The organism is Alcanivorax sp. DG881 (assembly GCF_000155615.1).
In the GTDB taxonomy this organism is placed as follows: Bacteria; Pseudomonadota; Gammaproteobacteria; order Pseudomonadales; family Alcanivoracaceae; genus Alcanivorax.
This window is the reverse complement of record NZ_DS989915.1, coordinates 197001-210694: the sequence shown is the minus strand read 5'-3', so window position 1 is coordinate 210694 and position 13694 is coordinate 197001. Positions and strand designations below refer to the sequence as shown.

Annotated in this window: 13 protein-coding genes; 9 read left to right on the top strand and 4 right to left on the bottom strand. The window is 59.4% G+C overall.

All coding sequences use genetic code 11. The annotated features are described in order from the left end of the window. Positions 1 to 28 precede the first annotated feature (28 nt). From ADG881_RS00905 to ccoM, 8 genes are all read left to right on the top strand, one after another. A complete protein-coding gene (locus tag ADG881_RS00905) occupies positions 29 to 376 on the top strand; it encodes an ArsC family reductase (protein WP_007149906.1) in 348 nt (115 codons plus the stop codon). Positions 377 to 466: 90 nt separating this feature from the next. Continuing rightward, complete coding sequence (dapD, locus tag ADG881_RS00900; protein ID WP_007150597.1) at positions 467 to 1501, top strand: 2,3,4,5-tetrahydropyridine-2,6-dicarboxylate N-succinyltransferase; 1035 nt, start codon at positions 467 to 469, stop codon at positions 1499 to 1501. 87 nt (positions 1502 to 1588) lie between these two features. After that, a complete protein-coding gene (dapE, locus tag ADG881_RS00895) occupies positions 1589 to 2722 on the top strand; it encodes a succinyl-diaminopimelate desuccinylase (RefSeq protein WP_039925877.1) in 1134 nt (377 codons plus the stop codon). A gap of 145 nt (positions 2723 to 2867) precedes the next feature. After that, complete coding sequence (locus ADG881_RS00890) at positions 2868 to 3068, top strand: DUF1656 domain-containing protein (RefSeq protein WP_007151263.1); 201 nt, start codon at positions 2868 to 2870, stop codon at positions 3066 to 3068. A gap of 18 nt (positions 3069 to 3086) precedes the next feature. Beyond that, the gene (locus ADG881_RS00885; RefSeq protein WP_007148965.1) at positions 3087 to 3965 is read left to right on the top strand and encodes an HlyD family secretion protein; all 879 of its coding nucleotides are present in this window, start codon (positions 3087 to 3089) and stop codon (positions 3963 to 3965) included. Between the two features lie 10 nt (positions 3966 to 3975). Next, complete coding sequence (locus tag ADG881_RS00880) at positions 3976 to 6072, top strand: FUSC family protein (protein ID WP_007149594.1); 2097 nt, start codon at positions 3976 to 3978, stop codon at positions 6070 to 6072. 133 nt (positions 6073 to 6205) lie between these two features. Continuing rightward, the gene (locus ADG881_RS00875) at positions 6206 to 7807 is read left to right on the top strand and encodes an aldehyde dehydrogenase family protein (protein WP_007150917.1); all 1602 of its coding nucleotides are present in this window, start codon (positions 6206 to 6208) and stop codon (positions 7805 to 7807) included. Positions 7808 to 7909: 102 nt separating this feature from the next. After that, positions 7910 to 8038, top strand: a complete 129-nt coding sequence (gene ccoM / locus ADG881_RS17795) for a cytochrome c oxidase subunit CcoM (RefSeq protein ID WP_255342850.1) — start codon at positions 7910 to 7912, stop codon at positions 8036 to 8038. Positions 8039 to 8091: 53 nt separating this feature from the next. On the opposite strand, the gene ADG881_RS00870 is transcribed toward ccoM, so the two are convergent. Beyond that, the gene (locus tag ADG881_RS00870; protein WP_007148588.1) at positions 8092 to 8409 is read right to left on the bottom strand and encodes a hypothetical protein; all 318 of its coding nucleotides are present in this window, start codon (positions 8407 to 8409) and stop codon (positions 8092 to 8094) included. A 24-nt stretch (positions 8410 to 8433) separates the two neighbouring features. Next, complete coding sequence (locus ADG881_RS00865) at positions 8434 to 9300, bottom strand: Dyp-type peroxidase (RefSeq protein ID WP_232211660.1); 867 nt, start codon at positions 9298 to 9300, stop codon at positions 8434 to 8436. Positions 9301 to 9493: 193 nt separating this feature from the next. On the opposite strand from ADG881_RS00865, the gene plsB reads away from it, so the two are divergent. Next, positions 9494 to 11995, top strand: a complete 2502-nt coding sequence (plsB, locus tag ADG881_RS00860) for a glycerol-3-phosphate 1-O-acyltransferase PlsB (protein ID WP_007150989.1) — start codon at positions 9494 to 9496, stop codon at positions 11993 to 11995. Positions 11996 to 12071: 76 nt separating this feature from the next. Here plsB and ADG881_RS00855 read toward each other — a convergent pair whose 3' ends face one another. Further along, on the bottom strand, positions 12072 to 12815 hold the full coding sequence (locus ADG881_RS00855) for a class I SAM-dependent methyltransferase (protein WP_007150697.1): 744 nt from the start codon (positions 12813 to 12815) through the stop codon (positions 12072 to 12074). Then, positions 12812 to 13609: an undecaprenyl-diphosphate phosphatase gene (locus ADG881_RS00850; RefSeq protein WP_007150260.1), complete on the bottom strand. Its 798-nt coding sequence runs from the start codon at positions 13607 to 13609 to the stop codon at positions 12812 to 12814. The genes ADG881_RS00855 and ADG881_RS00850 overlap by 4 nt, the downstream gene beginning before the upstream one ends. Positions 13610 to 13694 lie beyond the last annotated feature (85 nt).

The following is a 13694-nucleotide window of genomic DNA, read 5'->3' as shown; positions in this document are numbered from 1 at the left end:
CTACAGAAAGGTTTTAACAGGAACAGACATGGAACTGACCCTCTTTGGTATCAAGAACTGCGATACCATGAAGAAAGCCATGAAATGGCTGGATGACAATGGCGTGGCTTACCACTTTCACGATTACAAGAAAGAAGGTGTGCCGGAACAGCGGTTACGTCAGTGGCTGGAAGCGCTGGGCTGGGAAACCGTGATCAACAAACGCGGCACCACCTGGCGCAAACTGGACGACGTGGTCAAGGAGTCCATGAACACGGAGAAATCCGTCAATCTGGCCATGGAAAATTCGTCCGTCATCAAGCGCCCGATTTTGCAAAGCAACGATTTCATTCTCGCCGGCTTCAAGGCCGACGAGTGGGGAAATACATTGAAATAACGCCGGACGCCCAACGCCGGATGCCCGACATTACCCGATCAACGTCCGGCTTCTGGTAGCAAGGCCTCCAGCTCGACGTCAGGAGACAACATGAGCAATTTTTTCGCCATCGCACTGGGTTGCGGCACCAAGAACCGTAACGACAACTGGCTCGAAGTCTTTTACCCGGACCCGGCTCTTAACCCGGACGACAAGCTGATCGAGGTGATTCGCGACGAGCTGGATTACCAGGGCGGAAACGCAGCCATGGAGCTGACCCACCGCCAGGTTCAGCATATTGCCCGCGAATGGCGTGAAGCCGGTTTCGAGCACGAAGCCAGCTATGCCGTAGCGTTTCAGGAGTCCGATCGCCCGGTGGTGCTGACCGTTCTGGAAACGGACGCCGAGCCTGCCACCACCCCGGAAGCCTATCTCAAGCTGCACCTGATCTCGCACCGTCTGGTGAAACCCCACGGCGTTAACCTGTCCGGCATGTTCCCACTGCTACCCAATGTGGCCTGGACCAACGAAGGTGCCGTGGACCTGGAAGAGCTGCCCGAGCGTCAACTGCTGGCCCGCCTGAACGGCAAAGTGCTGGAAGTAAACAGCGTGGACAAGTTCCCCAAGATGACCGACTACGTGGTTCCCGCCGGCGTGCGTATCGCCGATACGTCACGGGTTCGCCTGGGCGCTTATGTGGGTGAAGGCACTACCATCATGCACGAAGGCTTCATCAACTTTAACGCAGGCACTGAAGGCCCGGGCATGATCGAAGGCCGCATCTCCGCTGGCGTGTTTGTAGGTAAAGGCTCCGACATCGGCGGTGGCGCGTCCACCATGGGCACCCTGTCTGGCGGCGGCAACATCATCATTTCCCTGGGCGAAGGCTGCCTGCTGGGCGCCAATGCCGGCACCGGCATTCCGCTGGGCGACCGCTGCACCATCGAAGCCGGCCTGTACATCACCTCCGGCTCCAAAGTGCAATTGCTTGACGACAAGGGCGAAATCGCCAACACCGTAAAAGCCCGCGACCTGGCTGGCCAGTCCGACCTGCTGTTCCGTCGTGACACCCTCAGCGGTGCCGTGCAGTGCCTCACCAACAAGAGCGCCATTGCCCTGAACGAAGAGCTGCATAAGCATAACTAAGTCGCCGCACGCACCACGCCTCATGCAGCACGCTTTTCCGTGTTGCGTGTTGCGTGAAGCATGCCAGCGAAGCTGGAGCGTATATTGATGTCCCGCACTCTCGACTACACCAAGGAACTCATCCGCCGCGCTTCCGTTACTCCGGAAGATGAAGGCTGTCAGGACTGGATGATCGAAAAGCTCGAAGCGCTGGGATTCGAATGTGAAACCCTGTGGTTCGAAGAAGTACGAAACCTGTGGGCCCGTCGCGGCAAGCAGGGGCCGGTATTTGCTTTCGCCGGCCATACCGACGTGGTGCCCACCGGCGACGTCGCCGCCTGGAAATACGATCCGTTCACCCCCACCGAGGAAGGCGATCTGCTGTACGGGCGCGGGACCGCCGACATGAAAGGCTCCATCGCCGCCATGATGGTGGCCATGGAAGACTTTATCGCCGCCCACCCGGACCATAACGGCAGCCTGGCTTTTCTGATCACCGCCGATGAAGAGGGACCATCCGTCAACGGCACCGTCAAGGTGGTGGAGCACCTGCAGGCTCGCCAGGAACACATGGATTACTGCCTGGTGGGCGAACCGTCATCCACCAACACGGTCGGTGACGTGATCAAGAATGGTCGCCGGGGTTCGCTGGGCGCCAAGCTCACCGTAAAAGGCATCCAGGGCCACGTGGCCTACCCGCATCTGGCCCGTAACCCGGTGCACGATGTGGCTCCTGCACTGGCGGAACTGGCAACCACCGAGTGGGATCAGGGTAACGATTTTTTCCCTGCCACCAGTTTCCAGATTTCCAACATCAATGGCGGCACCGGTGCCACCAACGTGATTCCCGGCACCTGCGAAATCATTTTCAATTTCCGTTTCTCCACCGAACTCACTGACGCCATTCTTCGCGAGCGTACGGAAGCCATCTTTGACAAACATGGCCTGGACTATGATTTGAAATGGACCCTGTCCGGCCAGCCGTTTCTCACCGACCGCGGCGCCCTGGTGGACGCGGCCGTCAGTGCCATCCGCGATGTCACCGAGCTGGACACCGAACTGTCCACCGCCGGCGGCACCAGCGATGGCCGCTTTATCGCCCCCACCGGCACGCAGGTGGTGGAGCTGGGCCCCACCAACGCCACCATCCACAAGGTGGACGAGCACACCAGCATCAGCGAACTGGACACCCTGACGCAGATCTATCAGCGGCTGCTCCAGCACCTGATGACCTCCGCGTAATATTCCCCGCACTCCTGAACTAACAACACTCCTGCCTGAATGCCCTGACCAAAAACGTGGGCGTATCAGGCAGGCGCAGCACCCTGCTACAAATTCAGGCAAACTGCCCCTACTATGAAAGCTCCAACACGGATCGGGAGGCACCATGTGGCTGCATGAAATCCCCGTGGGCGGCATGCTGTTCAGCCCCATGGTGTTGCTGGTGCTGCTGGCACTGGTACTCACTCTGGTGTCTCACCTGCTGCTCAGACAGCTGGGCTGGCATCACCAGATATGGAAAGGCGCTTGGTTCTACCTTTCCCTGTTCGTCTGTTTTGTTGCACTTTCACTGCGGCTATTAAGCTGACTGACACAAGGACGCGCCATGCGACAATCGCTTCGAATTCTGGTCACCGTCGTTCTGGTCATCCTGGCCCTGATCGCCGGGAACTGGGTATGGAACTACTACCTCTACGCGCCCTGGACCCGGGACGGCAAAGTGCGGGCAGAAATCATCACCCTGTCCCCGGATGTCTCCGGCTGGGTCCGTGAACTCAACATTGAAGACAACCAGAGCGTCAGCCGGGGCGACCCACTGTTCAGCATCGACGACACTCGCTATCAGGCCGCACTGGCCAAGGCCGACGCGCAGCTACTCTACCAGCAGGAAGCCCTGCGGCTTGCCCAGCACCAGTACCAGCGTCGCCAGGAACTGCACCGCAGCAGCAATAACAGCATCAGCAAGGAAGCCCTGGAAAGCGCCAGCATTCAGGCTCAACTGGCCAAGGCCAATGTGGCGCTGGCCAAGGCTGAACGGGACAGTGCCAACATCAATCTTGAGCGCACCCGCATCCATGCACCGGCGGACGGCACCATCGTCAACCTGACCCTGCAGCAAGGGAATTTTGTCAATCAGGGCAGCCCGGTGGTCTCCATGGTCAAAGCCGACAGCTTCTACGTCACCGGCTATTTCGAGGAAACCAAATTGCCACTGGTACACGTGGGTCAGGACGCCTCCGTGATCCTCATGAATGGCTCGCGCACCCTGCGGGGAACAGTGACCAGCGTCGGGCAGGCCATCGCCAATGCCAACACCCAGACCGACCGGCAGCTGCTCCCGCAGGTACAGCAGACCTTCAACTGGGTGCGGCTAGCCCAGCGCATTCCGGTGCACATCGAACTGGAGTCAGTTCCCGATGACATCCTGCTGGCCGCAGGCATGACCGCCACCGTGCGCCTGCACGACGCACCTGCCGCACCATGATTGGCCTGCCATGACTTTGCCACCGCGCCTGGCCGTCATTCTCACCCCGGAGCGCCATTCCGTGCTCTTTGCGCTCAAGGGCATTATTGCCATGGGCCTGGCACTCTACCTGTCCATGCTCATGCAACTCGAGCGGCCCTACTGGGCCCTCATTTCCGCTGTATTTCTGCAGGTCCGGCCGGAGACCGGCCTGGTGATTGAAAAGGGGCTGTGCCAGATCGGCGGCACCCTGGTAGGCGGCGCCATGGGCCTGCTGATCCTGGCCACCTTGCTACCCTATCCGTTCATGGCATTACTGGCGCTAACCCTGTGGATCGGTCTCAATGCGGCGGCTTCTGCCTGGGTGCGGCAAGCCAATTTCATTTATGGCTTTGCCATGGCGGGTATCACCGCGACGCTGATTGTGGTGATCTCCATCGCCAACCCCACCACGACGTCCAGTGTTGGCATTTTTCATGTGGCCAATGCCCGGGTCAGCGAAATCATTGTCGGCGCAGTCTGCGCAACCCTGGTCAGTAACCTGCTGTGGCCTGCCCGCGTCAGCCATCTGCTGCAAAAGCACGCCCGTGGCGCCCTCAACCAGACCCTTGCCTACCTGGAACTGGAACTCAACCCGGCAGGCACCCACGCCCAGCGCCACATTCAGGTAGACACCCTGCTGCAAAGCATTTTTCCCCTGAGTGATGACAGCAGCGCCGTCCTCTACGAAGGCGCCCAGGGCCCAGGCCGGGCCCGCGCCGCCACCGTCATCTGCCACAAGACCCTGTCGCTGATCGCCCGCATCCGGGTCATCGGCCGTCTGATGCGTAACCACAGTGATTTGCTGACCCCCGCCCTGCAGGACATGCTCGAATCGCTGCGCCAGTCCTTCAAACGCATGCGCGAAACCCAGTCCGCCGAAGACGCCATGGAAGAAGTACAGCGCCTGCGCCAGCAACTACGCACCGCCAGCGGCGAACAGGACGATGATGCCTCCCCGCTGCAACGACGCTTTTTCCAGGTCGCCCTGAACCTGACCGCCGATATTATTCTCGCCCTGGAAGCCAACCGTGCCCTGCACTTCAGCAGGGAAATGCAACTGCGCCCACAGGGCCTGAAACCCTACCGAGACCTGCAGATTGCCGCCGCCGTAGGGGTTCGCAGCGCCCTGGTATTCATGATTGCCGCCGGGTTGTGGATCGGCACAGCCAGCCCCATGGCGATCATGTTGATGATCATGCCGGTGATCTTCACCATCCTTTTTGCCCGCCTGCCCGAACCGGATGTGGTGCTGCGCAGGGCCACCATCACCTCGGTGCTGGCAGCCCCCGTCGCCCTGTTTTTCACCCTGCCCCTGCTGGCCCTGAGCAACGGTGATTTTCCGCTACTGATCCTGATTCTTGGCGCACCGCTGTTCGTGGCGCTACTGGCCATCAGCAATCCGACCACCCTGGCCTACGGCCTTGGTTTCTGCACTCCGTACATCATCCTGGTGCAGCCCGGCAACGCCATGGATTTTGATGTGGCCCGCGTGGCCAGCAACGGCCTGGCCATTACCGGCGGCATCTTTATCGCCTACATGATGTTCCGCCTGATTACGCCTCCCAATGGCCCAGGCCTGCGCAGGCGCCTGATTCGCGATACCGCCGACGACCTGGCAATGATTGGCCATCATCGCCACCGCATTAATGAAGAAGGCTTCAACGCCCGCATGGCAGATCGCCTTCGCTGGCTCACTATCTGTGACAAGGCCCTGCCCGAAGAACGGCGTCACTTCACCGACCTGGGGCTGACCGGCCTCAACCTGGGCCAGGTTTCCTTATGGGTACAAGGACGTATCAATACCCAGTCGTCCCCCGCATTACAGGACAGCGCAGCACAATGGCAGCAGTCCCTGGCGGATGCCTACCAGGCCTGCGCCCGGGGGCATTGCGATGACCGTTTTCGCGCCGACTCCGAACGCCTGAAAACCGCCATGGCCGAGGCCGGCAACATGGAGCAGCGGAACCAGGAACTGATTGCCGGGGCAGTGGAGCGCATCGCCCTAACCTTCGAGCGGATGGCCGCGCGCCTCGCCGGAACCGCAGAGCTGGATGCCCCAGCAGCGAATGCGCCAGGAGCCCGCTAGCCGGAGCGCCCTAAATTCCTGTCGACAGGCCCTAGCCAGCGTGTTTACTCTATGTTTCTCTAACCCTCTTTTCACTATCCCGAATAGCCTGCGGGCCGCTCACTGCGGCCTGCCGTGATGGAGTCCCCTTCACATGACTGCACAAGAAAAGCTGACCGCCAACGTGGTGGTCGATACCAACCCCGCCACTGGCACCGCCGTCGCCGAACTGAGCGAAACCAACCTTGAAGCCTTGCCACAAATGCTGGCAAAGGCCCGCGAGGCGCAAGCCATCTGGGCGGCCAAGTCCTTCAAGGAACGGGCCCGTCATATCCAGATGATGCGCAGCTACATTGTCGATCGAGCGGATGATCTGGCGCGCACTGTCAGCGAGAGCAACGGCAAAACCCTCACCGATGCCCTGGCCACCGAAGTGCTGCCCTGTGCCCTGGCCTGCAAGTGGTATGCGAAAAACGCCGAGCACTACCTGAAAGAGCGAAACCGCCCCGCTGGCAGCATCCTGTTCTTCAACAAGCGCACCCACATGCTGCGCGTGCCACTGGGCGTGGTGGGCATCATCAGCCCCTGGAACTACCCCTTGTCGATTCCCTTCGGCGAAATCGTCATGGCCCTGATGGCCGGCAATGGCGTGATGCTGAAAGTGGCCGCCGCCACCCCGGCAGTGGGCCGCGCCATCGAACAAATCGTCGCGGCCGGCGAACTTCCTGAAGGCCTGTTCCAACACATTGTCGGCTCTGGCTCTAAAGTGGCCACCGGCTTTTTCGATAACGGCATCGACAAGCTGTTCTTCACCGGCTCGGTACCTGCGGGCAAAACGTTGATGGCTCAGGCCGCGCAAACGCTGACACCTGTTTCCCTGGAGCTGGGCGGCAATGACCCCATGCTGGTGCTCGAAGACGCGGATCTGGAGCGTGCCACCAACGGCGCCGCTTGGGGCGGCTACCAGAATGCCGGGCAAAGCTGTGGCGGCGTGGAACGCGTCTATGTAGTGGATGCGGTGTACGACCAATTCGTGGACCTGTTGGCCAAGAAGACTCGCCAACTGCGCCACGGCATCGGTTGCAGCGGTTTCGATGTGGATATCGGCAGCCTGACCACGGCCGGTCAGCTGCGCACCGTGCAGCAGCACGTGGAAGATGCGCTGGCCAAAGGCGCCCGCATCGAAGCCCAGTCACGCCCGGTGGGCAATGTGGAAAACGGCTTCTTCTTCCCCGCCACCCTGCTCACCCAGGTCACCGACGACATGCTCACCATGTGCGATGAAACCTTCGGGCCGTTGATCGCAGTACAACGTGTGGCCAATGAAGAAGAAGCCATTCGCAAGGCCAACGATTCCAATCTGGCGCTGACCTCTTCAGTCTGGACCAAAGACAACAAGCGCGGGCGCGCCATTGCCGCCCGGTTGCAATCCGGGGTTACCACCGTAAACGATCATCTTTACAGCCACGGCCTGTCCGAAACCCCCTGGGGTGGCTGGAAGGAATCCGGCATTGGCCGCACCCATGGCCCGGAAGGGCTGGAGGAAATGACGCAGGCGAAAGTGGTGAACTGGGATATTCTGCCGTCCAAACGCAATATCTTCTGGTACCCATTTGACGAAGCCACCTACAACGGCATCAAGAACGCCCTGCTGTTCGTTTTCCCGTCCAGCGTTGGCCAGTGGCTCGGCGCCTCATTGAAGCTCACGCCCTTCCTGGTGAAGAAAATGTTCACCGGCTGGAAAACCGGCGACTAGGGCTGTGTTGCTACCGGGTTCCGGTGGCAAATGTTGACCTGCATCATCACTATCCTCCCTGAACCTGTCATGCTACCGAGACAGGCTCCGGGAGGATTTTTTATGTATATGGACAGCGTGGTTCTGGCAGGAATCGCCGTGATTGCGGGTATTCTGGTCTTCGCCGGGTGTTTTGCCCTGTTTATCTGGCTGGACTCCGGCGACGACGACACCCAGAACGGGAAAGACTGACACCAGGCACCCTGCTCGCCATCCTCTTTCGCTTTGTAGCGCTCAGCAGGGATTCAGCAGGGATAGTCTGGCGATTGCAGGCAGCGCTCGCGCAACTGCTCCGGTGTGCTTGCCGAGGGTTCCTGCCGGCGATTGCCATCCTGGCAGATGACTTCAAGCTCCCCTTTCTCCGGTGACGCCCGCTCAATGGTATACCCCACCCCTCCACAGGCCCGTTGCGCCGCGTTGAGACACTCGCTCCACTGCGGGCAAAACACACCAAACTGCCCCGGATAGGACTGCACCACCTGGGTGCCACCGGTTTCACATCCTGCCAACAGCATCAGCAGACAAGCCAACCAAGGGATACTGAAAACGCTGCTGGTCTTCATGGCGATACCCCAATGCAGGCCGAATCAGAGCGCATCCAGCCAGTCCTGGGACGGGGCATACCACCAGGAGCCCATCACCGGCCGGGTAAATTCCAGCAACCGGTCTTTCACTGAGTCATCCGCAATGCCATACATGCGTCGCAGCAGAAAATCATAACGGTCCAGCTCGCAACAAAATGCCAGGAAATACAGGCCATGCTGTCCGCTGTCACCGTAAGGGACCGACCGTCGCCACATTTTCTGGGCCACACCGTCCCGGTCGACATCGACGCGTCCTACGTGGGCATCCGCGGGCATGCGCTCATCATCGAACTCCACGGCGTCTTCCTTGGTCCGGCCAAACACATTCTCCTGCTCACTGACCGGTAACTGGTTGAACTTGCCCAGATCGTGAATCCATTTCTGGGTCAGCACCCAGCTACCGCCTGCGCCGGGGTGCGGCTCAGCGATAAAGGTCGCCTGTTCCGCCTTTTCCCCGGTGGGGTTGCCGATGCCATCCACAAAACCGGTCAAATCGCGCATGTCGTGGTACACAAAGGCGGTCAGCTCAAGCTGGGTCGCGAGCAGGTCACCCACCGCTTGGCGTACCTGCATGGTGGTATCGAACAGGTCTCCCGCCTCCCGGGCCTGCACCCACACCCACAAATCCCCCTGGGTGGCCGGAATGTGCCCCTCCAAAGAAAAAGGGGGAAAACTGAAGCGGGAATCAAAGCACGCCCAGAGATCCGGCCCGAAACCCAGTAAAACCGGGGTCTTCTCACTCTTCAGCGCAACCAGATCACGCAGAGCCTGGCGCAGTGACTCGGTCTTGTGGCCACTGCCAAGACTGAACTCGAAAAACACATGATGGGCATAACTGCGGTCAAAAATACCGGATTGCGGTGTCGACACCGGAGGCTCCTTCACTCTGTCCATGGCGGGGAATAATTCCCACAATTATAGCAGGTCGAATCAGCGCCGGCCCCTGCCATACGCCCGTTGTCGTCCAGTCGCAGCAATTTTGAAACAAATTGAAATATCCGCTGGTGTTCCGGACTCAGGGCTTTCGATACACTTGGCTCACATTCGTTAACTGTATCCGACTATGACACCTTGGCTTGGCCTGGATCGACTAGGTTTCTTCCTCATACGCGTATTTTTACGCCTGTGCACCCGCGCCAATGCGCTCCCTTCTGATCCCAAGGAACTGCAGCTTGCTGCCAACACCCCGGTGGTCTATGTACTCAGCGACCGCTCTGCTGCCGATGCGGCCGTGGCCGACCAGACCGCTCGCCAGCTGGGGCTCTCTTCAGCCCTGCGCGGCCTGACGCTGGGAAAGACACACCTCAATCACAGTTATTTTCAGCTTTACCGCCGCCAACTGGGTAACCGCCGTCAGCGCCGGGCGGTGTCCCCTCCCCGGTTGGAGAAGCTGGTTGCGGCCCTGCGTGCCAACCCGGAAGCCGATGTACAGCTTGTGCCTGTCTCCGTGTTCTGGGGCCGTCGCCCGGAAAAAGAAAACTCCATGTGGCGTATCCTGTTTTCAGATAACTGGTCCCCCGCTGGCTTCATCAAAAAATTCTTCATTATTCTTACCCAGGGCCGGCAGCTGTACGTCCAGTTCAGCCGCCCCATGTCCCTGCGCACCCTGGTTGACCAGTGTCAGAAAGACGACCAGGCAGTACGCAAGGCATCACGCATTCTGCGGGTACATTTCCGCCGCCAGCAGGAAGCGGCCATCGGACCTGATCTGTCCCACCGCCGTACCCTCACCAACACTGTGGTGGATTCCATTCCCGTGCGTGATGTCATCCGTGCGGAAGCCAAGCGCCAGGATGTCAGCGAAGAAAAACTGGAGGCAAAAGCACGCAGCTATGTGATGGAAATTGCGGCGGATTATTCGCACACCGTAATCCGCTTCCTGGAGCTGTTGCTGAACTGGGTGTGGAACCGTTTATACGGCGGGATTCGTCTGTACAACATGGACAACCTGACCAAGGTGGCCGGCGATCACGAAATTATTTACGTGCCCTGCCACCGCAGCCACATCGATTACCTGCTGCTGTCCTTCGTGATGTTTCGCAATGGCCTGGTGCCGCCGCACATTGCCGCCGGCATCAATTTGAACCTGCCCATTGTCGGTACCATTCTGCGACGCGGGGGCGCCTTCTTCATGCGTCGCAGCTTCCGTGACAACCCTTTGTATGCCGCCGTGTTCAGCGAATATCTGCACACCATTACAGCGCGCGGCTTTTCCATCGAATATTTCGTGGAAGGCGGCCGCAGCCGCAGTGGTCGCATGCTCAAGCCGCGCACCGGCATGCTGGCCATGACCGTACGCAGCTTCCTGCGTGATTCGCGCAAGCCCATCGCCTTTGTGCCCGTCTATGTGGGCTACGAAAAAGTCATCGAAGCCGGTTCCTACATCGGTGAACTGCATGGCAAGAAAAAGCAGAAGGAATCCGTCGGCGGGCTCATGAAGTCCCTGGCGGTCCTGCGCAGCCACTTTGGTCAGGTGCATCTGAATTTTGGCGAACCGATCAAACTGGTGGACTACCTGGATCAGCACAATCCGAAATGGCGCAATGAAACCGTGGCTTCCGGTGACAATCCCTCCTGGTTCAAGCATGTGGTGGAAGAGCTCGGGCAGGAAGTGGTGGAATCCATCAACGCCGCCGCCGTGGCCAACCCGATTAACCTGCTCAGCCTGGCATTGTTGGCCTCGCCCAAGCACACCATGGACATTGCCCAGCTTCGCCAGCAGCTGGATCTGTATATTTCCCTGCTCAAGCAGGCGCCTTACAGCGACAGCGCTGCACTGGCCACCGACGATGCCAACGCCATCATCGAGTATGGGCTGGAGCACGATTTTCTGGACCGGATCGAGCACAAACTCGGCGACGTGGTAACCACCGATGAGAAAACCGCGCTGCAGATGGCCTACGTGCGTAACAACAGCCTGCATCTGTTCATTCTTCCCGGTCTGATTTGCTCGCTGGTGATGAATGCGCGCTCCATCAGCATGGAGGTACTGCAAAGCATGGTGCGCCTGCTTTACCCCTTCCTGCGTAACGAGTATTTCCTGCACTGGCAGGACGACGAGGAGCTGGCTGCTGCGGTAAACAACATCGTCACCGTGCTGCAACAGGAACAACTGATCGGCCGGGAGAATGACTGCCTGCATGGCGCTGCGATTCATACCCACGAATCCGACATGCTCGACCATCTTGGCCAGACGGTAATGCCCTCTTTGGAGCGTTACTACCTGACCATCCGGCTGCTGGTGCAATACGGCTCCGGCATGCTTACTGCTGAACAGTTGAGCGAGCTGGCTCACCAGACTGCCCAGCGGCTTTCATTGCTCTATGAATTCAACTCCCCCGAGTTCTTCGACAAGGTTGTACTGAAGAACTTTATCGCCCAGCTTTATTCCACTGGCCTGGTGACACCTGATGACAGCGGCGCCCTGGAGTTCGGCGAAAAACTGGAAGCGCTGGATGACGAAGCCAATCGCATCCTCAGCCCGGATATCAGTGACGCGATTCAGCGCGTCACTCGAGTCACCAACCTGGGGAATCTGGTCACCGCTTCGTCAAACGCGTCTTGAGGATCGCCGGCCGCCTCGGCCGGTGCCATTCACACAAGACACCGGCTATCGAGCAAAAAAGCGATTGAGAGGCTCCCTAGGGACAGGTATAGATATCGAAGCGTACCGCCTTGCCCTTTTGGCTAAAGGACGGCGTGACACCCGCCAGGTAACCCGCCTTGGCGGGCCGTTTTACCACCACGCGGGCAGGCTCAAGGGCACGAGCCCAGGCCAGCATCAGTCGCTCTTCCTCAGCGTCGGGATACGCACAGAGACGCTGTAACCACTGCAAATCTTTCTTCACCGCCGCGCTTTTTTCCCGGGCAGGAAACATGGGATCCAGGTACACCGCGTGCAAGTCACAAGCCTCGCGGGTTCGGCTGTCCTCGCAAGCGAGTAATTGCATGTTGGCTGCCAGGCCAGCAGGTGCCCGTTGCAGGCCATCTGCAAGCATGGCGTGCAGTACAGGTGAGCGTTCGGCCAGCAGTACCGAAAACCCCGCTTGCGCCATAAGTGCCGCATCACGCCCCAGCCCCGCAGTGGCATCCAGTACGCGAATACGCTCTTCTTTGGGCTTGCCCAACGCCTTGATCAACCGTTCATGACGCACCCGCTCCGGGGTTAACCGGTAGCCCTGTTTGCCTTCGCAAAAACTGACCATGAGCGGCGTTTCCTTGCCCTGGGGTCGCCACAGCCCGAGGCACTCATGGTGCCAGCCAAGCACCAGTTCCAGTTCGGCGGCACAGGCCTGAGCTTCGTTTTCCACGGCCCTGCCGGGCAGCCCTTCAGGGCAACCCGGCAACAGCCCCAGCACGGTATCCAGAGACGCGTTCAGTGTCATGCCAGCCAGAATAACAGGGCCACACCCAATACTAGCCGGTAGACTACGAACGGCAGCATGCCAATGCGCTCAAGCAGGCGGATGAAGAACACAATGGTCAGGTAGGCTGTCACCGCGCTGACCAATACGCCCAGCGCCATCATTCCCCAGTCCACGGCTATCTGTTGTTCGATCAGGTCTTTGGTTTTCAACAAACCCGCGCCCAGGATCACCGGAATGGACAGCAAAAAGGAAAAGCGGGCCGCGTCTTCCCGGCGATACCCCAACGCCAGTGCGGCGGTAATGGTAATGCCGCTGCGCGAGGTCCCGGGGATGAGTGCCAAGGCCTGGGCCAAACCGATGAAAACAGCACCGGCGATGCCCAATCGGGCCAGCGAAAATTCGCGTTTCCCGAACGCATCCGATGCCCATAACAGGGCGCCGAATACCAACGTAGTGATGGCAATCACCAGCGCCGAGCGAAGTTCCTGCTCAATAAAATCATCACCAAGAAAACCGAACACCACAGCCGGAATGGTGGCCAACACCACCAGCAACCCCAGCTTCAGGTCATCATTCATTCGCCGCTGCTGCACCGCCACGCCGGCGCCCCCCACCATGGCCACCAGGTCGCGGCGGTAATACACCATCACCGCCAGCAAGGTGCCCAAATGCACCGCCACATCAAACGCCAGCCCCTGATCCGGCCAGCCCAGAATCTGTGATGGAAGAATCAAATGGGCGGAACTGGAGATAGGGAGAAACTCGGTGAGCCCTTGTATCAGAGCAAGAACCAGAGCCTGAAACCAATCCATGGAATGTCCTTGTTGAATGAAACGTCAGTGACGAGAAGCGAGTTTCGAGGAGCGAAAATCAAAACCGGGTTGGTTTTTCGAAACT